We start from the raw sequence: 23,353 nt of genomic DNA on the forward strand, positions 1-23,353 counted from the left end.
ACCACTCTAAGGCTCGAAAATGTGTGAATCGGATAGCGGTCTCGCCGGGGAGAGCACGAAAGAAACCGTAAAACCATCGCGCAGGGAAAGCCGGACTGCTCCGGTTTCACCTGTGGTCCGACCTCCGGTGCTTTTTGCTGCACCGGACCCACGGGTGCAATCGGCACCCGGCTTTCCCTGCGCCCTCTGTTTGAGGAGAGGGCGGAACGATAGGTAAACCTCGGGCGATTCACGTCGCGAGAATGCGGACCCGCATCCTCATCGCTGTTTGACAGTTGAATCAGGAACTCACCCCGTCGTTGCGAGGCGCGCAGCGCCGTGGCAATCCATTGCCTCCGCAAGCGGCACAATGGATTGCTTCGCTTCGCTCGCAATGACAGTTGGGAGGGCGCGCTCAACTCCATCACCGTCATGCTGAGGTGCGAGCGGAGCGAGCCTCGAAGCACGACGGCCACCAGCACGGCCGTGCATCCTTCGAGGCCCGCTGCGCGGGCGCCTCCAGCGACAACGGCAAAGCCGTTGCGCGGGGATGACGGGATTAGGAGCCTACCCGGCTCAACACTACTCCACCGCCGCGCCGACCGGTGGGCCGCCCGGCGGGCGGTGCAGGAAGGTGATCGATGCGTAGGCGCCGACCCAGGAGCCCGCCGCGGCGAAGGCGACGTAGACCCAGTTCTCGGTGTAGCTGATCACGGCGTAGGACGAGAGCAGGTACCAGATGCTGCTCCAGGTCGCCGCCGGCACCCGCTTGCGGGCGACCACCGCCGAGGTGAACATGACATAGACCGCGTCGGTGGCCGCGGTGGCGAGGAAAACGCCGCCAGCGGTGAGGGGATCGATGGCAGCCATTGCAACTCCTGTTCCGGTCGGGCAGAGCCTTCAGCATGATCCGGAAAAGTGGAAACCGGTTTTCCGAGAAGATCATGCTCAAACAAAGCGATGAGATCATGATGCGATACCCTTCAATCGCATTATGATCCTGGACCTAAGCATGATGGGAAAGTGCGGCACCGCTTTTCTGTCATCATGCTCAGGCAAGAATAAGCGACCCGGACAAGGGAATCCGCATGCAGGACGTCAGTGAAATCCTTGCCGATATCTGGACCGCGGCCGGTGGCGCGCCCGCCGCGCTAGCTGACGTGAAGCTGACAGGTGCGGAGCCGCAACTGCCGTCGTCGTTTCGCGTCGCCGCGGCGGCGCAAGCCTCGATTTCAGCGGCGGGCCTGGCCGCAGCCGAGATCTGGCGGCTGCGCAGCGGACAGACGCAGGAGGTTGCCGTCGACATGCGCCACGCCGTCGTCGAGTGTCGCAGCGAGCGTTACCTGCGCCTCGACGACAAGCCGCCGCCGCCGGCCTGGGACAAGATCGCCGGCGTCTACCGGACCGGTGACGGCCGCTTCGTCCGCCTGCACACCAATTTTCCGCATCATCGCAACGCCGTCTGCCGGGTGTTGAGCTGCAACGCCGAGCGCGACGACGTCCAGGCCGCATTGATGCGATGGGACGGCGAGGCGTTCGAGACCGCGGCCTATGCGGAGGGCGGCGTCGTCGCGCTGATGCGCCCGCACGACGAATGGTCGGCGACGCCGCATGCGCAGGCACTGGCGAAATTGCCGCTGATCACGATCGAGAAGATCGCCGACGCCGCGCCGCGGCGGTGGCCCGCCGGCGACCGGCCGCTGGCGGGATTGCGCGTGCTCGATCTGTCGCGTGTGATCGCGGGTCCCGTCGCCGGCCGCACGCTCGCCGCTCATGGCGCCGACGTGCTTTTGATCTCGGGCCCCGACCTGCCTGCGATCCCCTGGCTCACCATGGACACCGGGCGGGGCAAGCTGACGAGCTTTGTCGAATTGAAGAACGCCGAAGGCCGTCGCGTGTTGCGCGACCTGCTCGCGCAGGCCGATATCGTCTCGCAAGGTTACCGTCCGCGCGCGATCGAAAAGCTCGGCTTCTCGCCGGAGGAGGCGGCCCGTATTAACCCGGGGATCGTTTATGTGACGCTCTCGGCCTATGGTCATGCGGGGCCATGGGCGGAACGCCGCGGCTTCGACTCCCTGGTCCAGACCGCGACGGGCTTCAACCATGCCGAAGGGCAGGCGGCAGGCGTCGACGGTCCGAAGGAATTGCCCGCGCAGATGCTCGACCATGCGACCGGCTACTTCATGGCCTTCGGCGCCATGATGGCGAAGGCGCGGCAGGCCCGCGAGGGCGGTAGCTGGCACGTCCGGGTCTCGCTGGCGCAGACCGGGCGCTGGCTGTGGGATCTCGGCCGCATCGCCGGGGGCCACGCGACCGCGGACCTGAAGGCCGATGCGGTGCTGCCGTTCATTGAGGCGGTTCCGTCAGGCTTCGGCGAGCTCAGCGCGGTCAGGCATGCCGCCATGCTGTCGAAGACCCCGGCCTTCTGGGCCCGGCCGGCCATGCCGCTCGGGAGCCACCCCCCGGAATGGCCCGGATGAGGCATTCAGTCGATGTTCAGGATTGCCCAACTTTAGGCACAACACCCCGCCGAACCGCGTTTTTTAGGTTGTTTGAAACGTCAATTCGGCACTATTAGCGCACCGCTGGGACAGTCCCGCCGGAAGCCATTACCGAGACGACCTGCGGACCGATGCTGAAAGAGTTTACCAAGCGAATGCAGAGCCTTAGCCGTACGCGACTGGCGGTCGTGGTGGTGTTGGCGGCGCTGGCGGGAGCCGGCGCCTACGGCTTCACGCATCTCAGTGCGGCCAAGCAGAACCATTCGGAAGTGTCCAGCCAGTCCCGCAAGGGAGGCTCGCGCTACACCCCGACGGCGGCCGAATGGGCCAGCCTGACCTTCCAGCCGGTCACCGAGCGCGCCTTCCGCGCCGAACTGGTCACCGAAGGCAAGATCGGGATCGACGAGGATCGTTCGACCCCGGTGTTCTCGCCCTATACCGGTCGCCTCACCCGCCTGCTGGTGCGGCCGGGCGACACCGTCGAGAAGGGCCAGCCGCTGTTCGTGATCGAGGCCGCCGACACCGTGCAGGCCCAGAACGACTACATCGCGGCGATGACCGGCCTCAACAAGGCGCAGTCGGCGCTCGATCTCGCGCAGATCCAGGAGAAGCGCGCCAAGGACCTGTCCGAGGGCAAGGCGATCCCGCTGAAGGATTATCAGCAGGCCCAGGCGACGCTGATCCAGGCGCAGAACGACGCGCGCTCGGCGCAGACGCTGCTGGAAGCGGCCCAGAACAAGCTGCGCATCCTCGGCTTTGGCGACGACGCCATCACCACGCTGCGGCAGAAGGGCCGTCTCAATCCGGAGACCACCGTGTTCGCGCCGCTCGGTGGCACCGTTGTCCAGCGCAAGGCCGGGCCCGGCCAGTACGTCTCGACCGGCGCCAGCGACCCCGTCTATGTGATCGGCGATCTCTCCACCGTCTGGCTGATCGCCTATGTCCGCGAATCCGACGCGGCCAATGTCGCTGTTGGCCAGGACGTCAGCTTCAGCGTGATGGCGCTGCCGGGCAAGGTTTTGACCGCGCGCATCAACTACGTCGCCGCCGCGATCGATTCCACCTCGCGGCGTCTGCTGGTCCGCGCCACCATCGACAACAAGGATTTTCGGCTGAAGCCGGAGATGTTCGCCAATGTGACGCTGTATTCGCCGAGCGATCATGCGGCGGTCGGCGTGCCGAAGCAGGCGCTGATCTACGAGGGTGACCAGGTTCGGGTGTGGGTCGCGCGCGACGACAAGACGATCGAGCTGCGCCAGATCAAGCCCGGCCTGACCAATGGCGACCTCGTCGAGGTCGTCGGCAATCTTAAGCCGGGCGAGCAGATCGTGACGAAGGGAAGCCTCTTCATCGACCGCGCCGCGTCCGGCACGTAATTTCCACGCCCGTTGAAAGCCCCGGTCTGAATGGATCGTCTCGTCGAACTCGCTGTCAGCCGCCGCTACCTCATGCTCGGCATGTTGGTTGCCGTCGTGATCGGCGGCCTCGTTGCCTTCAATCAGCTCAACATCGAGGCCTATCCCGATCCGACCCCGCCGATGGTCGACATCGTGACGCAAAGCCCTGGCCTCTCGGCCGAGGAGATCGAGCGCTACATCACGATCCCGATCGAGACCGGGGTTTCCGGCATCAAGAACCTGCGCACCATCCGCACCATCTCGCTGTACGGCCTCTCCGACGTCAAGCTGCAGTTCTCCTTCGACTACACCTATGACGAGGCGCTGCAGCAGGTGCTGAACCGCCTTTCGCAACTTGCGCCGCTCCCGGGCGGTGTGCAGCCGGGAATCTCGCCGGTCAGTCCGATCGGCGAAATCTTCCGCTACCGCCTGAAAGGACCGCCGAACTACAGCGTGCTCGACCTCAAGACGCTGCAGGACTGGGTGCTGCAGCGCCGCTTCCGCGCCGTGCCGGGCGTGATCGACGTCACCGGCTGGGGCGGCAAGACCAAGACCTATGAGCTGCAGGTCGATTTCAACAAGCTGATCGCCAACGGGTTGACGCTGCCGCAGGTGCTGCAGGCGGTTGGCAACGCCAACATCAATGTCGGCGGCAACACCGTGAATATCGGCTCGCAATCGGCCGTGGTGCGCGGCGTCGGCCTGATCAGGTCGATCGAGGACCTCAGCAACACCATGGTGTCGCAATCCGGGGGCAACCCGGTGCTGGTCCGCGATATCGCCACCGTCACCGTCGGCGAGAAGCCGCGGCTCGGCATCGCCGGCATCGACAATGACGACGACATCGTGCAGGGCATCGTGCTGATGCGCCGCGGCGAGCAGAGCTCGCCGACGATCGCCCGCGTCGAGCAGCTCGTCAACCAGATCAACAATTCCTCGATCCTGCCGCCAGGCGTGAAGATCGAACGCATCTACGACCGCAAAGACCTGATCGACCTCACCACCCACACCGTGCTGCACAACATGGTGGTCGGCATCCTCCTGATCGTGCTCTTGCAGTGGATCTTCCTCGGCGACCTCCGCAGCGCGGTGATCGTCGGCGCCACCATTCCGTTCGCGCTGTTCTTCGCCGTCATCATCCTGGTGCTGCGCGGTGAATCCGCCAATCTGCTGTCGGTCGGCGCGATCGACTTCGGCCTGATCGTCGACGCCACCGTGATCATGGTGGAAGCGATCTTCCGGCGGCTGTCGCAGACCATCGCGCTGTCGGAGGCCGAGGAGAGCCACATCTCCGAAGACACGATGATGGGGATGAAGAGCCATGCGGTCCTGTCGGCAGCGGCCGACGTCTCGCGTTCGATCTTCTTTGCCGCCACTATCATCGTCGCCGCCTTTATACCGCTGTTCACGCTGGGCGGCGTCGAGGGCAACATCTTTGGGCCGATGGCGCGGACCTATGCCTATGCATTGGCGGGCGGGCTGCTGGCGACCTTCACGATCACGCCGGCGCTGAGCGCGATCATCCTGCCGGCGCATATCCACGAAACCGAGACCTGGATCGTCAAGAAGCTCGACCAGATTTACCTGCCGGTCCTGAACTGGGCGATCGCGAACCGCAGGCTCGTGATGGTCGGTGCCGTCGGCCTCGTCGTCATGACCGGGATCTCCGTGCGTTTCCTTGGCCTCGAATTCCTGCCCAAGCTGGAGGAGGGCAATCTATGGATTCGCGCGACGCTGCCGCCGACGATCTCGCTGCAGGAGGGCAACGCCTACGTCAACGAGATGCGCAAGCTGATCCGCAGCCGTCCCGAGGTCGAAGCGGTGGTGTCGCAGCACGGCCGCCCCGATGACGGCACCGACGCTGCGGGATTCTTCAATGCCGAGTTCTTTGCGCCGCTGAAGCCTGCGAGCGAATGGCCGAACACGCACGACAAGGACGAGCTCACCGCGCAGTTGCTGGCGCAGTTGCAGGAGAAGTTTCCCGGCGTCGAGTTCAACTTCTCGCAATATCTGCAGGATAACGTTTCGGAAGCGGTCTCGGGCGTGAAGGGCGAGAACTCGATCAAGCTCTACGGCAGTGACCTGCGGGCGCTGACCGACACCGCCAACAAGATCAAGTCCGTGCTGTCGACCGTGCAGGGCATCACCGACCTTGCGGTGTTCACCTCGCTCGGCCAGCCGACCATCCAGATCGACATCGATCGCGCCCGCGCTGCGCGCTACGGCCTGTCGCCTGGCGACATCAACGCCACGATCAAGGTGGCGGTCGGCGGCGATAGCGCCGGCGACCTCTACGAGCCCGGCAGCGACCGGCATTTCCCGATCATCGTGCGGCTGGCCCCGGAATACCGCAAGAGCGCGGAAGCGATCCAGAACCTGCGCGTTGGCGTGACGAGCACGAGCGGTGGCATCACGCAGATTCCCTTGAGCGAGGTCGCCTCCATCAAGCTGATCTCGGGTGCCGCCTATATCTATCGCGAGCAGCAGGAGCGTTACCTGCCGATCAAGTTCTCGGTGCGCGATCGCGACCTCGGCAGCGCGATCCTGGAGGCGCAGCAGAAGGTCGGCGCGCAGGTCCAGTTGCCGCCGGGCTCGCGTCTGGATTGGGTCGGCGAGTTCGGTAACCTGCAGGATGCGGTCAAGCGATTGTCGATCGTGGTGCCGATCAGCCTCGTGCTGATCGCGGTGCTCTTGTTCCTCAATTTCGGCTCGATGGTCGACACCTTGCTGGCCATGAGCGTGATCCCGATGGCGATCTTCGGCGGCGTGCTCGGGCTTTTGATCTTCGGCATCCCGTTCAGCGTGTCGGCGGCGATCGGCTTCATCGCGCTGTTCGGCATCGCGGTGATGGACGGCATCATCATCCTGTCGCAGTTCAACCAGCTGATCGACGAGGGCTACGACCGCATCCGCGCGGTGATCCGCACCGGCGAGCTGCAGCTGCGTCCGGTGCTGATGACCTGCGTCGTCGCCGGCGTCGGCCTGTTGCCGGCGGCGGTGTCGGCTGGTATCGGCTCGCAGGTGCAGAAGCCGCTCGCGATCGTCGTCGTCACCGGCATGATGCTGGCGCCGCTCGTGATCCTGATCACGCTGCCTGTCCTGATTTCCTACTTCTCGCGCCGGCCGCGCGAGCGTTAGGCGAGGTCAGGTGAAGCCGTAGAGGCGTGCGGGGTTGTCGACCAGGATGGCCTTACGGACCGCGGCGTCCGGCGCCCAGAGCGGCAGCTGGTTGAGGAGGCGGCCGTCGTCGATCTGGAACAGCGGTGTCACGTCGGTGACCTTCCTGGCCGGCGGCGTCACCGAATCCGGATGCGGCCAGTCGGTGCCCCAGACGATGCGCGCGGGGTTGGCGGCGATCAGCGCCTTCGCGAGCGGCGCGGCGTCGGGATAGTCGGGGCCAAGTCTGGAGGCACGATAGGCGCCGGAGATCTTGACATAGGCCTTGCCGGATTTGACCAGCGCAAGCAGGTCCGCAAATCCCGGCTGCTCGACGCCGAGCGCGGCCTCGGCGCCGCCGAAATGGTCGAACACGACCGGCACGGGAGCGGCGGCGACCAATTCCTTGATCGCCGAGATCATCGCGAGGCTGGTGAAGATCTGCACGTGCCAGCCGCGCGCCTTCATCCGCTCCACCGCCGCGGCAAAGCGCTGCCGGCCGACATTGGGGTCATTGACGCCGCCGGTCGCGAGGTTGAGGCGGATGCCGCGGAAGCCCGTCTTGTGCATGGTGTCGAGGTCGCTCTCGCTGGTCTTGTCGTCGATGACCGCCACCCCGCGCGCCGTCGCGCCGCGGGCCGTCATGCCGAACAGCGTCGACGAATTGTCGGGGCCGTAGACGCTCGGCGTCACGATCACCACGCGCTCGACGTGCAGCGCCTTGTGCAGGGCGCTCATCTCCTCGGGCGAGGCCGGTTCCGGCGTATAGACGCGGCCGGCGAAGAACGGGAACTTCTCGGGATCGCCATGGATGTGGGTGTGGCAGTCGCAGGCTCCGGCCGGCACGTCGAAATTCACAGCCGTCGACGGCTGCGCGGCCTTGGCGAATGTGGTGTTGCTCACGCCGCGATGGAGGCAAGCATCATACTGCGTCGCGTCAGCATTGGACGTCTCCCTGCGTGCTCCATTGTTAAGCGCTGTCAGCGCTCCGGCGTTATCCGTCGCCGGCGGGCGGGAGGTTATCGGGGGATGCTGCGGGCGGGAAGGGCCGGGCGGCTGCGGGGCTATTTTCCGGACGGCGTGCGCAGGCCGTGCCAGGCGTCGCGGACCTGATGGTAATGGACCTCGGGCAGATAGTCCGGCGTGTTCAGATTGAGCGTCTTGACGTCGAGCCGTCCGATCGCGCTGAGCAGCGTGTAGGAAGCAACGACGCGGTCGCGCTGCGCGCCGATCAGCCGCGCCTTGGCGTTGATCAGATCCTGCTGCGAGTTCAGCACATCGAGCGTGGTGCGCTGGCCGCCGGCGGCTTCCTTCTGCACGCCGGCCAGCGCAATGGTCGCAGCCTTGACTTCGGATTCGGCCGCCGCCACAGCGATCTTGGCGCCCTCATTGGCGACCCACGCGCTGACCGCCGCGGTCCTGGTCTGATTGCGGACCTGGTCGAGCACGAGCCGGCTTTGTGTCGCGACTTCCTTGGCCTGCCGGGTCTGCGAGGCTGCGGTGCCGCCGTCATAGATCGGTTGCGTGACCTGACCGATCACCGAGGCCTGGTCGGTGCCGAACGTGCCGAGCGTCGGATCGGTGTCGCGGGCGCGGCTGACGCTGCCCTGCACCGTGACGTTCGGCATCAGGCTGCTTTCGGCGACGCGAATCTGGGTCGAGGCGACGTCGACATCGAAGCCTGCCGCCATCACCGCCGGATGTTCGCGGAACGCAAACGCGATCGCATCCTCGCGGCTGCGCGGCAGCAGGCGGTCGACGGTCTCGGCAGGGCGCAGTTGCGACGGTGCGTTGCCGATCACCTGCGCATAGGTGGCCTGGCTGACCGCGAAATTGACCTCGGCGGCATTGAGGTCGGCAAGGCCGCGGTTGAGCCGGGCCTCGGCCTGTGCGGTGTCGGTCGGTGTGACGTCGCCGGCGTTGAGGCGCCGCTGCGCGATTGCCTGGGTTTCCCTCAGGAACGCGACGTTGGCGCGCTGCGCCTCGACCAGCGACTGGTTGGCCAGCACGTTGGTATAAGCCGTGACGGCGTCGAGCAGCACTCCCTGGCCGACATTGCGCAGCGCCTGGCGGCCTGACTGTACCTGCAACTCGGCCACGCGCACGCTGTTGGCGGTCTTGAAGCCGTTGAACAGGGTCTGCGTCACCGTCAGCCCGATCTGCCAGGGCTTCAGGGTCGCGCCCTGGATCACATTGCCAGGAAGCAGATCGCGTACCGCCTGCAGGCCGGCCGAGAGGCTCGCAGCGACCTGCGGCCGGTAGCCCGCCAGCGCCTGCGGCACGTTCTCGTCGGTCCCGCGCTGACGCGCCCGGTCGGAGTTGAGCTGCGGATTGGTCTGATAGGCCTTGGCCAGCGCTTCGGGCAGGGTCTCGGCGCGGGCCGCTGGAATGGTCATAAACACGGATGCGAGCGCGGCAAGGCCAATGCCCGACAACAGTACGCGCCTTCTCTCGTTGCCAACCCTCGCGGCACGCCCGACCATGTGATCCCGCAACCAAACTCCGGCAGTCCGCCCCCCGCTGACGCCTTCGACACATCTACCTGTTTAGGGGGCCGTGCCGCCACTTGCAAACCGCCGCGCGACATCTGCACATGAATTCAATTCTTGTCTGTTGCCGGTTCGTCACAGGCGAAGATGACGTTCAGATGAAGTATAAGTTTGAGCCGCCGATTCACAACGTCGGTTGTCCACAGCCCCGCCGGTCCGTTCCTGATGCCGAAGATCTTCTCCGACCCCGAGGCGATTGCGGACGACATCATTCGCGACGTCGGAACCGATCTCGTGGTCGGGTTGCCGCTCGGTCTCGGCAAGGCCAACCACATCGTCAACGCGCTCTATGCGCGGGCTGCTGCCGATCCTGACATCAACCTGACACTGCTGTCGGCGCTGACGCTGGAAAAGCCGAAGCCGAAAAACCTGCTGGAACGACGCTTCATCGGCCCGGTGATCGATCGGCTGTTCGGCGGTTATCCGGATCTCGCTTACGCCGAAGCGCTGCATGCCGGCGCCTTGCCGCCCAACGTCAAGGTGATCGAATTCTTCTTCCTCGCCGGGCGATGGCTACATCAGCCGTTCGCGCAGCAGCATTACATCTCGGCGAACTACACCCACGCGGTGTCCTATCTGCTGTCCCGCGGGCTCAATGTCGTCACTCAGCTCGTCGCCAAACGCGTCGTCGATGGCGAGACGCGCTACAGCCTGAGCTGCAACACCGATACGACCCTCGAGGTCCTGCGCGCCCGCAAGGAGGGGCGCGCGTCGTTCCGGCTGATCGCACAGGTCAATTCCGAGCTGCCGTTCATGCCCGGGGCCGGCGATCTGCCGGCCAGGGAATTTGCCGCGGTGCTCGACAGTCCCGACACTGACTTCCCGCTGTTTGCGCCACCGTCCGAGCCGATCAGCGACACCAAATATGCGATCGGGCTGCATGCCGCGGGCCTGGTGCGCGACGGCGGCACGCTGCAGATCGGGATCGGCCAGGTCGGCGACGCGCTGGCGCAGGGGCTCGTCGTCCGGCATCGCGACAATACGCAATTCCAGGACATCATGCGGCGGCTCGCGCCCGGGACCGGCCGACGCGCAGCGCTCGAAACCGGGCCGTTCGAGACGGGGCTCTACGGCGTCAGCGAGATGGTGTTCGAGGCATTCCTCGGCCTGATCGATGCCGGCGTCCTCAAGCGCGAGGTCGACGGCGTGATCCTGCACGGCGCGTTCTTCCTCGGGCCGAAGTCGTTCTATCGCGCGCTGCGCGACATGACGGACGAAGCGCGTGCGCAAATCCAGATGATGCCGGTGTCCTTCACCAACGAGATCTTCGACGATGCGGATGCCAAGCGACGCGCTCGTGTCGACGCGCGTTTCGTCAACAATACGATGATGGCGACGCTGTTGGGAGCCGCGATCTCCGACGGGCTCGAGAGCGGGCAGGTGGTGAGCGGCGTCGGCGGCCAGTACAATTTCGTGGCGCAGGCGTTCGCGCTTCAGGGCGCGCGCTCGGTGCTGGCGCTGGAAGCAACCCATCAGGCGAGCAAGGGCGCGCAATCGAACATCCGCTGGAGCTACGGGCATGAAACGATCCCGCGGCACCTGCGCGATGTCTTCGTCACCGAATATGGCGTGGCCGACGTGCGCGGCAAATCCGACACCGACGTTATCGCGGCGATGCTGCAGGTGTCGGATTCCCGCTTCCAGGGCGAACTGATGCGACAGGCCAAGGAAGCCGGCAAGCTGCGGCGCGATTTCGAGATACCTGCCGCCCACCGCGAAAACTATCCGGAGCGTATCCGCGACGCGTTGAAGCCCGCGCGCGAGGCGGGGCTGTTGCCGTCATTTCCGTTCGGGAGCGATTTCACCGAAGTCGAGCAGCGGCTGATCCCGGCGCTGCAGATCTTGCAGGAGATGCAGCGCACGCCGCTGCACCTGCCCGCTCTGCTTTGGCAGGGAATGACCCATCCGCCTGATGCCGCCGACCGCGAATGCCTGGCGCGGCTCGGGCTCGACAAGCCCACGCACTTCACCGAGCGCGCCTACCGCGCGCTCGTGACCGCAGCGCTGCAACGCAGCCGGGCGCCTTAGCGGTTCTTGTTGACCGGCTTGCGCTTCTCGATGAACGCCGCCATGCCTTCGGCGCGGTCCTCGAGTGCGAAGGTCGCGTGGAACAGATTGCGCTCGACATTCATGCCTTCGGACAGCGGCGTCTCGAACGCGCGATTGACCGCCTCCTTGGCCATCGCGGCCGCCGGGCGCGACATCGATGCGATCTTCTCGGCCGCGGCGAGCGCCTCCTCCATCAGCTTGTCGGCGGGAACGATGCGTGACACCAGGCCCGAGCGCTCGGCTTCGGCGGCGTCCATCATCCGCCCGGTGAGGCAGAGGTCCATCGCCTTGGATTTCCCGATCGCCCGCGTCAGGCGCTGCGTGCCGCCGATTCCCGGAATAGTGCCGAGCGTGATCTCCGGCTGGCCGAATTTCGCAGTGTCGGCGGCGATGATGATGTCGCACATCATCGCCAGCTCGCAGCCGCCGCCGAGCGCATAGCCGGCAACCGCCGCGATCGTCGGCTTGCGGCACCTGGCGACGCGGTCGCCGCCGATCGAAGTGAAGTCGCTGTTGAACATGTCGATGAAGCCCTTCGGCTGCATCTCCTTAATGTCGGCGCCGGCGGCAAAGGCCTTCTCGCTGCCGGTGATCAGGATACAACCGATCTTGTCGTCGGCCTCGAGATCGTCCACCGCCGCGGCGATTTCGCGGAACACGCCGAACGACAACGCATTCAGCATCTTCGGCCGATTCAGCGTGATGACGCCGACCGGACCCTTGCTCTCGACAATGATGAATTCGAACGTAGACATAGCCGCAACCCCGTACCTGATTTGGCGGGCAATGTGCCCGCTGGCGGGGTGCGCTTCAAGTGGCTGAATGGAGGTGCCGGGTGCGGTGCGACGCTACCCGTGCGGCCTCCCACGTCAAATTGCACCCGGCTACGCCATGAACATGCGTGCGGCGGAGGCGACCGTGAGCAGAGCGCCGAAGCCGATGAAGATCTTTCCGATCAGCGACGTCTGGTCCAGGCTCGTGCTTTCGCCGCTCGCCAGGACCGGCGCCGGCTTGGCCGGGGCCATCGCCACCGTCTGCTGCTGGGGCACCGGAGCCTGTTGCTGGGCCACCGGAGCCTGCTGCTGTTCATCTGATTGCGTCTGCTGCAGGGCGCGATCGAGGTCGTTGAGCTGGTCTTCGGCGACCACGTTGCTGTCGGCGGCCGGCTTGTCGGCCGCGGCGAGCTTCGTGTCGGCCTTCGCGGACAGCGCCGTATCGCCGGCGGTCAGTTCCGCATTGGCGTTGGCGACCGCGCTCGGAATGCCGGCCGACGTCAATTTGCCGGCATCGGCGCCGGCCTTGCTGGTCTCGGAGGATTTATCGGCGGTCTTGGACGACTCGCGATGCACATCGCGCTTGCCTTGCCGCGAACTCTGTCGGGCCGATTTTCCGGTCGCTGCGCTGTCGGATTTCGACGCGGCGGTATCCGAGCCGGCTGCGCTCGCCGGTAACGGCCCGGCAAGACACACAAAAAGCGCTGTCGCAATCATCAAGGCCAAGCGCCCGCTGGCTTTGATTGTCATTTGGCAATCTCCCCGTTTGCCGGTCCCGTTTCGAAATGAGACCCCGCTGCGTGTCCACACAGGGGCAGAAAAAGGGAATCTTCGGGCTGCGCGGGGCGAAAACGGGGCAATTTCCTGCCGCGAAGCGGGGTGCGGCATGAGCATCGTGCTTGCCGGTCCGATCGATGTTATGAGCCAAGGCTCGGGAACCGCCCGACGATTCTCCGCGAAACGGTCGCCAATGCTGCCGCGCCGAGGCCTGATATCACGACTTCGTGATCTTGTGCCGCCGGCGTAACAAATTGAAAGATCGACCGAATTGTAATTCAGGAGCGCGCGTGCGCGAACGTGAGGACGAGTGGACCGGCCTGATGCGGTCGGCCATGTCAGGCGACAGTGCGGCGTATCATCGCCTGCTCAAGGCCGTCACACCGGTGCTCCGCGCGGCGGCGCGCCGGGGCTTGGCGCGCGCGGGACAACCGGTCGATCAGTCCGAGGACATCGTGCAGGACATTTTGCTGGCGGTGCATTTGAAGCGGCAGACCTGGGACATCAATGCTCCGTTTGCGCCGTGGCTGTTTGCAATCGCGCGCAACAAGCTGATCGATGCGCTGCGCCGCCGCGGCAAGCGGATCTTCGTTAACATCGACGACTTCGCCGAAACGCTGCCGGGCGAAGCCGCCGAGCCGACCGCGTCCGCAAGCGAGGTTGCGGGGCAGTTGCAGACCCTGCCGGCGCGTCAGCGCGACGTGCTGCAGTCGATCGCGGTCGAGAGCGCCTCGATCAAGGACACTGCTACGAAGCTCTCGATGAGCGAGGGCGCGGTGCGGGTGGCGCTGCATCGCGGCCTGGCGAGCCTGACAGCGAAATTGCGGGACCAATGAGCATGGATACCGATCAACTCATTCGAACCTTGGCTGCCGACAACGCGCATCGCGCGCGACCGGTCGGGTTTGCGCTGATGCTGGCGCTGCTCGCGGCGGCACCGGTCTCGCTCTTGATGTTCTTCACCGAGCTCGGCGTCCGCCCTGACGTGATGACCGCGATGCGCAATCCGTTCTTCGACCTGAAATTCGCGGTCACGCTGGCGCTCGCGGCCTCGGCGATTGCGGTCAGCCTGCATCTATCGCGGCCGGAAGCCTCGTTGCGCGGGTTCGGCTGGTGGTTGTTGATCCCTGCCGGAATCCTGGTCGCCGGGATCAGCGGCGAGATGATGATGCCGCAACGTGCGCCGATGATGACGCGCCTCGTCGGCCACAATTCGAAAGTGTGCATGAGCGCGATCCCGGCCATGTCGCTGCCGCTGCTCGCGGGTGCGCTCTATGGTCTCAGGCAGGGGGCGCCGGCGCGGCCCGCTGTTGCCGGCGCGATCGCCGGCATGCTGTCGGCGGGGCTCGCCGCGACGCTCTATGCGTCACACTGCACTGACGATTCCCCGCTGTTCGTAGCGACCTGGTACACGATCGCAATCGCGCTGGTGACGGCGGTCGGTGCGCTCGCGGGAGCGCGGGTGCTGAGGTATTAGGCCGCCGGCGCCGACTGCTGCATGCGGTGGAAGCGCAGCACCTGCTGCGCGGTCGAGGGCCGCAGCCGCTCGTAGGTCTCCTTGCAGGCCTGCAGGTCGGTCGGCTCAGAGCCCGAGATCTCGTCGCGCAGGTTGATGATCGCCCGCACGGTCGACCACGACAGCCCCGACACCTTGGCGAGGATCATCACGCCCTCGGCGCGGGTCTCGATCATCATGTTCTCGGCGACCGCGACCGCGACATTGGCGAGCGCGGCGAGCGAGGCATTGGTCTCGTCGAACTTGCCGGCCTCGGCAAATGACGCGAGCTGGAATTCGTCGAGGCGGCCGTCCTGGAACAGGGATTTGACCAGGGCATGCGCGATCGTGGTGTCGCGGGTCACCGCGCTGGGCGCCGAGCGCGCCCGCCGGGTCGCTTCCTTGACGGCAGTCGGGATGTCCTTGGCCTGCTGCGGGTTGGCGGCCTCGAGCCGCTGCCGCACGGTGTCGGACGCCTTTGCCACCAGCTTGAGATAGAGATGTCGCGGGATGTTCGGGCGCAGGCCGACGCAGGTTGAAAGGTCGTCGTCGCCCTCGGCGCGGCTGACCAGGCGGGTGTAGCCGCGCTCGGTGAATTCCGCGCCGGGATTGTTGACCGTGCTCTGGATCACCTCGTCATTGCCGCGCAGCACCAGCACGTCGGTGACGGCGCCGCTGAGCGCCTTGCGGGTCGAGATCGCGAGCAGATGCGCCTGGCTCTTGCTGCGCGCGGTTTCGATCAGGGTCTCGTCGTCGAGTCGCGTCGACTGCGCCAGCACCGGGCCCGCCACCTCGATCAGGTCGTCAAACGCCAGCGTACGGATTGTCCGCGGCGGCGCCGTGTCGATCGGTGCGAGCCGATTGGCGAGCAAAGCCTTGGCCGAGCTTTCGATATGGTCGAGCAGGCACTGGAAGACGTCGTCGAACAGTCCGATCTGCTGGTCCGAATAGTCCACCGAGCCGTTGATGAAGAGGTCGGTGACGCGACGCAGCGTCTCGACGCGGCGGGCGACGGTGCCGTGGGCGAGCGTGGTCTGCAGCTCGTCGAGCAGGCTTTCGGGTGCGGTCGCGGACTTCGAACTCATGACTCTATCCTGGAGTATCAATAGGCAGGTTGGCGGCGGTTTCTCCGACGCCGGTTGCGGAAAATCGGTGGTCAGGCACTTGCTATGCGGTTGCGTCCCCGTGCCTTGGCTGCGTAGAGCGCGCCGTCGGCGCGTGCGAGCAATGTGTCGGAGCTCTCGTTCGGACGCAGCGTCGTGACGCCCGCGGAGATCGTCACCTTCATGCCCGGCGAGAACGCGCTCCAGTCGAGATCGGCGATGATCGCGCGCAGCCGCTCGAGCGCGCGCATCGCGTCGTCCTGCGACAGATCGGGCAGGACCAGCAGGAACTCCTCGCCGCCGTAGCGGCCGAAGCGGTCGATGCTGCGAATGTTGGCGAACATGCTGATGGCGAAGGTCCGCAGCGCCTCATCGCCGGTCGGGTGGCCGAAGACGTCGTTGATGCGCTTGAAATGATCGAGGTCGATCAGCGCCACCGCGCAGGAGCTGCCGTTGCGGGCGCAGCGTGCGATCTCCTCCTCGAGCATCCGCATGATGCTGCGGCGATTGACCGCGCCGGTCAGTTCATCGAGTTCGGCGAGCTCCTCGATGCGCTTGTAAGCCTCCTTGAGCTTCACGCCGCTCTGATAGAGCGACTGCTGGACCGAGCTCGAGAGGATTCCAAGGAACATGCAGCGCCCGATGGTCAGCGCGAATACTAGCATGGTGGCGAGACGCTCGATCTTCGTGCCCGTCGGCATGCCGATCGGCCGGTCGGTCCACAGGAACAGCACGGCAAGTCCGGCCACCATCACGGTCCAGACCGCGGCGGTCTGCCGCGCCGAGGTGCGCAGCGCGCCGAAGCCGAACACCACGAACAGGTTGCAGAGGAAGAGACGCCGACTTCCGGCGCGATGTAGGTGAACACCAGGAGGTTCACCATGTTGATGGCCGATTGCGGTGCGACGAGATAGTGATCGCGGAAGCGCTCGTTGAATCCGCGCTCGGACAACAGCACGTAAAGCGCCACCAAAGCGAGGCCGCTCAGGGCATAGGCGGTCGCGACCGCAACCGACGTCGTCCCGGCATAGGCATAGGTAAGGAGCACCACGGCATCGAGCACGAAGCACGATGCGATCATCGACTGGATCTGGCGGCGCTGCCTGGCCCGGCGTGCCAGGCGCTCGGCCGTCAGCGTGGGACGCCCGTTCTCCAGTGCGCCCGCGGTCGGGCCGAGAAATGACGACGCAGCGATGCCCATGATCTCGCCAGTGGTGGAAGCCGGCAAAAATCTACGTGGGAAAGCCTTTAGGTTTGGTATCTTTTGGAACCGAATCTGCTTCGTTCGAACTCTGCAATTGTCCTTGTTTCGCAAGGGAAATCCGCTCTCGGCGCGCGTCCAGACCTGCTCCTGGAGGCGGGTTCGACGGCAGGCTCGGCGAGCGGGAGCTGGCTTGCTGGCGTAGCCTTGGTATGGTCGCACCTGAGGTGCGGTCTCAGAGAAAGTGTTTCAGTATTATGGTACCGTTTCCTGGGTCTCGTCCACTTTCGCAACTTTTTTGGCGATCCGATGGCCGACTGTGGCCCGGATCACACATGCGGCCTGCACATTGCCGTAATGTGAAGAATCTTGCCTCGCGCGTCGAACCGCGCGCCACCTCCCTCCGACCAACCTTGCGAGACGGCCATTGAGCGCGACACAGGCGGCTTCAGACGACGTTCTGATCGCTCGGATCGCTCAAGGCGACCGGCTCGCCATGCAGGTGCTGTACGGACGGCACCATGTCAGGGTGTTTCGTTTCGGCCTGCGGCTCGTGCGCGACGAACAGGTTGCGGAGGACCTCATCAGCGAAGTCTTCCTCGATGTATGGCGTCAGGCGGGCAAGTTCGAAGGCCGATCCGCCGTTTCAACCTGGCTTTTGGCGATTACCCGGTTCAAGGCCCTGTCTGCGCTCCGGCGCAGAAAGGACGCCGAACTGGACGATGAGGCCGCGAACGCGATCGAGGATACGTCCGACGATCCGGAAACCGCGGTACAGAAGAAGGATACCGGGGACGCGTTGCGTAAGTGCCTGACGGCATTGTCTGCGGAACACCGGGAGATCGTCGATCTTGTCTACTATCACGAGAAGTCCGTGGAAGAAGTGGCTGAGATCGTCGGCATCCCGGAGAATACGGTGAAAACGCGCCTGTTCTACGCGCGCAAAAAACTTGCCGAGCTGCTGAAGGCAGCCGGCATCGAGCGAGGTTGGCCATGATGGCTGCGGGCAAGAAGATGCTGGAACAAGAGCCCAGCGAAATCGAAATGCTGTTGCCCTGGCACGCAGCCGGCACGCTGAATACGCGTGACGCGCGCCGTGTCGAGGACGCGCTTGCGCGTGATCCCGATTTGGCGAGGCAATATGCAGTCATCCGCGACGAGTTTGCGGAGACCATTCACCTCAATGAGAGTCTGGGCGCGCCGTCGGCGCGCGCCATGCAGAAGCTGTTTGCGGCGATCGATGCCGAGCCTGAGCAGAAGCCGGCGATGTTGTCGCGCATCTCGGCAGGCATTTCCGAGTTCTTTGCGAAATTGACGCCCCGCACTCTGGCATGGTCGGCCAGCCTGGGAGCGATTGCGCTGCTGCTGCAAGCGGGCGTGATCGGCACGGTGCTGATGAAGAACCAGCCCGCCTCGTTCCAGACCGCCTCGCTCGACATGAGCGAACGCGGTGGGCCGATCACCCGCGATCTTGGCAGTGCAGCCGCGCCGCCGCAGATGCTGGTGCGCTTCACTCCCGATGCGAAGGTCGCCGACATCACGGCGCTGCTCGACAACTACCAGGCCTCGATCGTCGGCGCCAAGGGCGGCCTGTTCCGGTTGCAGCTCGGCAACGGCGCGATGGGCAAGAGCGACGTCGCCGCGCTGATCGCCAGGCTGCAGAAGGAGAAGATTGTCAGCCTCGCGGTGGAAGCGCCGTAAGCGGCGGTTGATCGTTCTGCGTCGAGTCGAGGTCGCGATGGTCCGTGATTGCCGGAGCTGGCGGAAGGGCGCGGCCGTGGCGGTCGCCATGGCGGTGTTGCCGCTAACGGGCTTGGCCGCCCAAGCGCAGGGCTTCATGCGCTCGCCCACGATCCGGGTGGACTCGCGCGTCTCGATCGCGCCGCGGATCAATCCGAACATTGCCGGCAGGGTCGGCGCCAATGCCGTGGGCAGGGTAGGCACGACTGTCGTCGCGCGGACGACGCCGACGACACCCCATGTCACGACCGTATCGCGGATCGGGGCGGTTTCGCGGTTGGCGACCGGCGGCGCATTGCCCTATGCGCGTTACTCACCGAACCTGTACCCCGCCTGCGACTATGCCTATCGCGGCCGCGACGGCGAATGCTACGACCGGCCGGTTGCCCTGATCGAAGGCGGCAGCGGCAAGGGCAAATCGGGCAAGGGCGGCGCCGGCGGTGGCCGTGACAATGGCGCACAGAGCGCGCTCAACCTGCGCGCCGAGCCAAAGGAATTCGTGGCGGAGATCGATGGCGCATTGACCGACGCGCAAGCCGACGAGCTTGCGCGGCGTCATGGCCTGACCCGGATCGCGTCGCAGAACTTCCCGCTGATCGGGGCGACCATCGGGCTGTTCCGCATCACCGACAATCGACCGACGGACTTGGTGAGCCGCGAGTTCGCTGGCGACGGCAGCGTTCGCTCCGTGCAACCCAACTTCCGTTACGTGCTGCAGGACCAGAAGGCCGCCGCGAGCGAGGGTGACGCGGCGCAATATGCGCTCGCCCAGCTTCGCCTGCCGCAGGCGCACACGCTGGCGCGCGGCATGAATGTGACCATCGCCGTGATCGACTCCGGGATCGACGCCAGCCATCCGGAACTGGCCAACACCGTCGCCGACACGTTCGATGCGCTCGGCAGCAAGGAAGGGCCGCACGTCCACGGCACCGGCATCGCCGGCGCCATTGCCGCGCACGCCAAGCTGATGGGCAGCGCGCCGGAGGTGCGAATCCTGGCGATCCGTGCGTTCGGGGCGGCCGCGAGCGGCGCCCAGAGCACCTCCTATGTGATCCTCAAAGGCCTCGACTATGCGGCGCAGCACGGCGCGCAGATCGTCAATATGAGCTTTGCCGGTCCAAAGGACGCGTTGATCGAGCGCGGCGTGGCCGCGACCGCAGCCAAGGGCATCGTGATGATCGCCGCCGCCGGCAACGCCGGCGCGAAATCGCCGCCGCTCTATCCCGCCGCCAATCCCAACGTGATCGCGGTCAGCGGCACCGATGCCAAGGACAGGCTGTTCGCCGCGTCGAACCGCGGCAGCTACATCGCGCTCGCGGCGCCGGGGGCCGACATCCTGCTGCCGGCGCCCGACGGCAAGTACCAGATGACTTCGGGCACCTCGTTCTCCGCCGCCTTTGTCAGCGGCATCGCTGCGCTGGTGCTGGAGCGCAATCCGGCGTTGAAGCCGAACGAGGTGCGCGCGATCCTGACAAATACGGCCCGCGATCTCGGTGCGCCGGGCCGCGACGATCTGTTCGGGGCGGGCGAGGCCGACGCCTTTGCCGCCGTCACCGCCGCGGCTGCCGCATCGGCGGTTCCGGTGGCCGCAGCCTCGGACAAGTCGGAGCCGAAGGCGGCCGATGGCAATAACACTTCCGTGAGCAGGGCACTGAACGACGTGGCGCCGTCGATGGCGTCGGACAAATCCGCAGCAAAGACGCCAATCGCGCCGCCACGCAGTGATTTCCGGCGTTGATCGCGTTGAACTGCGCCGCGGAACCCGTAGCGAAAAGGTTAAAAAAATCGACCGACGTTTGAACGTTCGCGGGGCTGTCGCGACTTATGAATGTGGGAGCGGTTATCCCTCCCCATAGGCTGTATCAGGCGCGAGCGCCCATCCACCCCAAGCGCCCATATGGCTTTGACCCGTCCGGTTGTCCCCCCGGACGGGTCTTTCATTTTGGGGGTGTGCCTCGGCTTGCGCCGGCCTTGCGTGATGAACGATGCCGGCCCGAGCTGCCTCGTCGGCAACGATGGCGCCGCGCTTGCGCGACCTAGTTTCGGCGAAATCCTGCCCGCCATCGCGCCCCCCCTAGTGGTGCGGACTTCTGTGATCGGCCGCCGCCAATTAAGAATTTAGTTAGACTTTATTTACCTTTTCCACAGAATATCTCTGTCACGTCCAGTTGATTCGGTTCGGTTGCGTCTGCGTCCGTCTCTTTCCTAGCGGGCACTTTGAATGACACATCGGACCGACGTGGCCAGGGGCCAGGAGATCGTTGCACGCTGGTGCAACCTCGCCGCGCAAAGGCTGGAGCACCTCACCGAACTGTTCGAAACCGGCCGCTGGCGCCGCTATCACACCGAGCAGGCCTTTCTCGAAAACGTCAGGGAAGCGCGGGCCGCGGTTGAGACCTGGCGCGGGCTCCTGCTGCGCGAGGCGTCGCTCGACAACTCGCCGATCGACCTGTCCTGGCTCGGCCGTGGACGATTGCCTTTGCCTCCGCGCGGCACGCCGCGAGCCGAAGCGCCGGAACGGCTGCCCGAGCGGGTGGCCCTGGCCGAAGCGGCGATGACGGCGGTCACGGCTGCGTTCGAGACCGCGACGGCGGTGCTGGAAGACACTCCCATTGTGGCCGACGCGCCGGAGATCGAACCGGAGATCGACGTTCCCGCGCTGCCGGTGCTCGACCTCGCCGCGATCGAGTCGCGCTATCCGCTGCTGCGCAACGCCCTTTAGCTAGCGCCGCACGGCGTTGGAGCCGACCATCAGCTGCGCATATTGCTGGGCGCCGCCGATCGAGAGGTCGGTGGTGACGGCGCGGGCGTGATCGAGCCCGACCACGGCGCCGCGCGGCGTCTCCGAGATCATGTTGTTGTTGATCAGCGCCGTGCCGGCGCCCGGCACGACCGAGACGCCGACGCCGACAAAGGCGTTGCGGATCACGTTGCCGGTGATGGCGACGTCGCGCAGATACTTGCCCCAGCCGGCGACGATGCCGAACGACGGCGCGTTCTCGATCACATTGCCGGTGACGGCGGAATCGGCCTCGATATAGATGCCGACGCCGGCATCGTCGTCGGGCGCGGTGCCGATCGGCCGCTTCGGGATCAAATTGCGGATGATGTTGCCCTGGACCACCGCGATGCGGCCGCCCTGGTTGAAATTGCAGACTGAGACGCCGACGGCGGCGCCGTCGACGGTGTTGCTGGCGATGAGGGCGCCCTCGAACGAGAATTCCGAGTACAGCGCGACCTCGCGGACATTGCTGACGCTGTTGTCGGTGATGTGGATGTTGGAGGCCGAGTTGCCGCGCACCGCCGAGTAGTCGCAATTCCTGATGCGGTTGCCGCGCACGATCACGTTGCCGGCGCGGAAGGCGTTGATGGCGTTGCCGTACTGCCCGGAGCCGCCGGGGCCGGCTTTGATGTCCTCGATGCGGTTGTCGGCGACGATCGAGCCGTCGTCCCCGATCGCGGTGCGCAGGATCTCGATGCCGTTGTCGTTGGTGCCCTTGATGGTGTTGCGCGAGACCAGTAGCCCGAGCGCATCGAATGACACCAGCGCGGTGGTCGCGATGTCGGTGAAGATGTTGTTGCTGACGTCGCCCGACACCTGCTCGAACCAGATGCCGGCGCCGCCGCTGCCGGCGAACTCGCAGTCGGTGATGCGGATGTCGCGGCCGGACAGGCAATGCACGAGGCCGCGCCGTGTCGGCAGCGGGATCTTGCCGCCGTCGAAGGTGATGCCGGTGAGGCCGATGCCGCCGGCGCCTTCGCCCGACAACAGCGACATGCCGCCGTTGAACGCGAGCCTGGTCGCGCCGCGCACGCCGATCAGCTGGCTGCCTGCCGCGAGGCGGAGCGGTCCGGTGCGGTAGACGCCGGGCGGCAGCACCAGCGGCACCTGCGCGCGCGCGGCGTCATCGATCGCGCGCTGCAAATTCCGCGTCTGATCCTCGGGGCTGCCGGGGCGGACGCCATACTGCGTGACGTCGCGGCCGAGCGCGGCAACCGACGGCGCAGCGCGCGCGGCGTCAGGCGACATGGCAAGCGCGCCGGCGACGCCGACGGATGCTCCGATGAGATGGCGGCGGTTGACGTCCATGATGGATGGCCCTCGCTGAAGATGCGAGCGGTGGCGTTCGCGCTCGTTACGTAGCGCGAAAATGCGGCACAGCATGGTGAACGCGCCGATGGAACGAGACGATTGTTGGCGGTAGGGTTAATCGCGGGTGCAGCGATCGCTCTCTCCGGCGTCATTGCGAGGAGCTCGCGACAAAATTGCAAAGCAATTTTGCGCTGAAGCGACGAAGCAATCCATACCTCCGCAAGTGGGGACATGGATTGCTTCGCTCCGCTCGCAATGACGGGGGGTGAGATTTCGGATTCACATATCAAACAGCCCATTCGCGGTGTCATCACCCGCGCATGCGGGTGATCCAGTATTCCAGAGGCGTCAGCGCTTGAGTCGAGAGGCCGCGGCGTACTGGATGCCCCGCATGCGCGGGGCATGACAATTGAAGGAATACAAGTCCGCATTCTCGCGACGCGTTTCGCCCGAGCTTTGCGTCTCGTTCCACCCTCTAAGAGCAGAGGGCGCAGGGAAAGCCGGGTGCCGATCGCACCCATGGGTCCCGTGCAACAAAAA

17 protein-coding genes and 2 pseudogenes are annotated in these 23,353 nt (G+C 65.6%); 10 read left to right on the top strand and 9 right to left on the bottom strand.

Annotation, left to right across the window (positions count from 1 at the left end):
- Positions 1–461: hypothetical protein (locus tag ACFFWD_RS16910; protein ID WP_376967048.1), on the bottom strand; the 461-nt coding region annotated here is incomplete at its 3' end.
- Positions 462–561: 100 nt separating this feature from the next.
- Positions 562–849: a hypothetical protein gene (locus ACFFWD_RS16915; protein ID WP_280976912.1), complete on the bottom strand. Its 288-nt coding sequence runs from the start codon at positions 847–849 to the stop codon at positions 562–564.
- Between the two features lie 218 nt (positions 850–1,067).
- Here ACFFWD_RS16915 and ACFFWD_RS16920 point away from each other — a divergent pair, with 218 nt between their 5' ends.
- The 3 genes from ACFFWD_RS16920 (at position 1,068) to ACFFWD_RS16930 (ending at position 7,015) form a co-directional block, all read left to right on the top strand.
- Positions 1,068–2,459 (top strand): CoA transferase, encoded by a 1,392-nt coding sequence (locus tag ACFFWD_RS16920; protein WP_376967050.1) that lies wholly within the window; start codon positions 1,068–1,070, stop codon positions 2,457–2,459.
- Positions 2,460–2,611: 152 nt separating this feature from the next.
- The gene (locus tag ACFFWD_RS16925) at positions 2,612–3,856 is read left to right on the top strand and encodes an efflux RND transporter periplasmic adaptor subunit (protein ID WP_376967052.1); all 1,245 of its coding nucleotides are present in this window, start codon (positions 2,612–2,614) and stop codon (positions 3,854–3,856) included.
- A 30-nt stretch (positions 3,857–3,886) separates the two neighbouring features.
- Positions 3,887–7,015, top strand: coding sequence for an efflux RND transporter permease subunit (locus ACFFWD_RS16930; protein ID WP_376967054.1), 3,129 nt, complete (start codon positions 3,887–3,889; stop codon positions 7,013–7,015).
- A gap of 6 nt (positions 7,016–7,021) precedes the next feature.
- On the opposite strand, the pseudogene ACFFWD_RS16935 reads toward ACFFWD_RS16930, so the two are convergent.
- Together ACFFWD_RS16935 and ACFFWD_RS16940 are read right to left on the bottom strand one after the other, a co-directional pair.
- A pseudogene (locus ACFFWD_RS16935) lies at positions 7,022–7,977 on the bottom strand (amidohydrolase family protein).
- Positions 7,978–8,097: 120 nt separating this feature from the next.
- Positions 8,098–9,516, bottom strand: coding sequence for a TolC family outer membrane protein (locus tag ACFFWD_RS16940; RefSeq protein ID WP_446680520.1), 1,419 nt, complete (start codon positions 9,514–9,516; stop codon positions 8,098–8,100).
- A 231-nt stretch (positions 9,517–9,747) separates the two neighbouring features.
- Between ACFFWD_RS16940 and ACFFWD_RS16945 the strand changes: the two genes are divergently transcribed.
- On the top strand, positions 9,748–11,610 hold the full coding sequence (locus tag ACFFWD_RS16945; RefSeq protein WP_376967078.1) for an acetyl-CoA hydrolase/transferase C-terminal domain-containing protein: 1,863 nt from the start codon (positions 9,748–9,750) through the stop codon (positions 11,608–11,610).
- On the opposite strand, the gene ACFFWD_RS16950 is transcribed toward ACFFWD_RS16945, so the two are convergent.
- Together ACFFWD_RS16950 and ACFFWD_RS16955 are read right to left on the bottom strand one after the other, a co-directional pair.
- Positions 11,607–12,386, bottom strand: a complete 780-nt coding sequence (locus tag ACFFWD_RS16950; RefSeq protein WP_376967058.1) for an enoyl-CoA hydratase — start codon at positions 12,384–12,386, stop codon at positions 11,607–11,609. The genes ACFFWD_RS16945 and ACFFWD_RS16950 overlap by 4 nt on opposite strands.
- Before the next feature lie 129 nt (positions 12,387–12,515).
- Positions 12,516–13,154: a prolipoprotein diacylglyceryl transferase gene (locus ACFFWD_RS16955; protein ID WP_376967060.1), complete on the bottom strand. Its 639-nt coding sequence runs from the start codon at positions 13,152–13,154 to the stop codon at positions 12,516–12,518.
- 317 nt (positions 13,155–13,471) lie between these two features.
- Here ACFFWD_RS16955 and ACFFWD_RS16960 point away from each other — a divergent pair, with 317 nt between their 5' ends.
- Positions 13,472–14,017 carry a sigma-70 family RNA polymerase sigma factor gene (locus ACFFWD_RS16960; RefSeq protein WP_376967062.1) on the top strand — a complete coding sequence of 182 codons (546 nt, stop codon included), beginning with the start codon at positions 13,472–13,474 and terminating at the stop codon, positions 14,015–14,017.
- A 2-nt stretch (positions 14,018–14,019) separates the two neighbouring features.
- A complete protein-coding gene (locus ACFFWD_RS16965) occupies positions 14,020–14,658 on the top strand; it encodes an NrsF family protein (protein ID WP_376967064.1) in 639 nt (212 codons plus the stop codon).
- Here the strand turns inward: ACFFWD_RS16965 and ACFFWD_RS16970 are convergent.
- A complete protein-coding gene (locus ACFFWD_RS16970; RefSeq protein WP_376967066.1) occupies positions 14,655–15,761 on the bottom strand; it encodes a DUF2336 domain-containing protein in 1,107 nt (368 codons plus the stop codon). The two genes, ACFFWD_RS16965 and ACFFWD_RS16970, sit on opposite strands and share 4 nt — an antisense overlap.
- A gap of 71 nt (positions 15,762–15,832) precedes the next feature.
- Positions 15,833–16,980: pseudogene (locus ACFFWD_RS16975) on the bottom strand (GGDEF domain-containing protein).
- Between the two features lie 427 nt (positions 16,981–17,407).
- On the opposite strand from ACFFWD_RS16975, the gene ACFFWD_RS16980 reads away from it, so the two are divergent.
- The 4 genes from ACFFWD_RS16980 (at position 17,408) to ACFFWD_RS16995 (ending at position 21,442) form a co-directional block, all read left to right on the top strand.
- The gene (locus ACFFWD_RS16980) at positions 17,408–17,977 is read left to right on the top strand and encodes a sigma-70 family RNA polymerase sigma factor (RefSeq protein WP_376967068.1); all 570 of its coding nucleotides are present in this window, start codon (positions 17,408–17,410) and stop codon (positions 17,975–17,977) included.
- Positions 17,974–18,681, top strand: a complete 708-nt coding sequence (locus ACFFWD_RS16985) for a hypothetical protein (protein WP_376967070.1) — start codon at positions 17,974–17,976, stop codon at positions 18,679–18,681. The genes ACFFWD_RS16980 and ACFFWD_RS16985 overlap by 4 nt, the downstream gene beginning before the upstream one ends.
- A 37-nt stretch (positions 18,682–18,718) precedes the next feature.
- Positions 18,719–20,458, top strand: a complete 1,740-nt coding sequence (locus ACFFWD_RS16990) for a S8 family serine peptidase (protein WP_376967072.1) — start codon at positions 18,719–18,721, stop codon at positions 20,456–20,458.
- Positions 20,459–20,959: 501 nt separating this feature from the next.
- Positions 20,960–21,442: a TIGR03809 family protein gene (locus tag ACFFWD_RS16995; protein WP_376967074.1), complete on the top strand. Its 483-nt coding sequence runs from the start codon at positions 20,960–20,962 to the stop codon at positions 21,440–21,442.
- Here ACFFWD_RS16995 and ACFFWD_RS17000 read toward each other — a convergent pair whose 3' ends face one another.
- On the bottom strand, positions 21,443–22,810 hold the full coding sequence (locus ACFFWD_RS17000; protein ID WP_376967076.1) for a TIGR03808 family TAT-translocated repetitive protein: 1,368 nt from the start codon (positions 22,808–22,810) through the stop codon (positions 21,443–21,445). It lies immediately after the preceding gene.
- Positions 22,811–23,353: the final 543 nt, after the last annotated feature.

This window comes from Bradyrhizobium erythrophlei (genome assembly GCF_042430365.1).
Taxonomy (GTDB): Bacteria; Pseudomonadota; Alphaproteobacteria; order Rhizobiales; family Xanthobacteraceae; genus Bradyrhizobium; species Bradyrhizobium erythrophlei.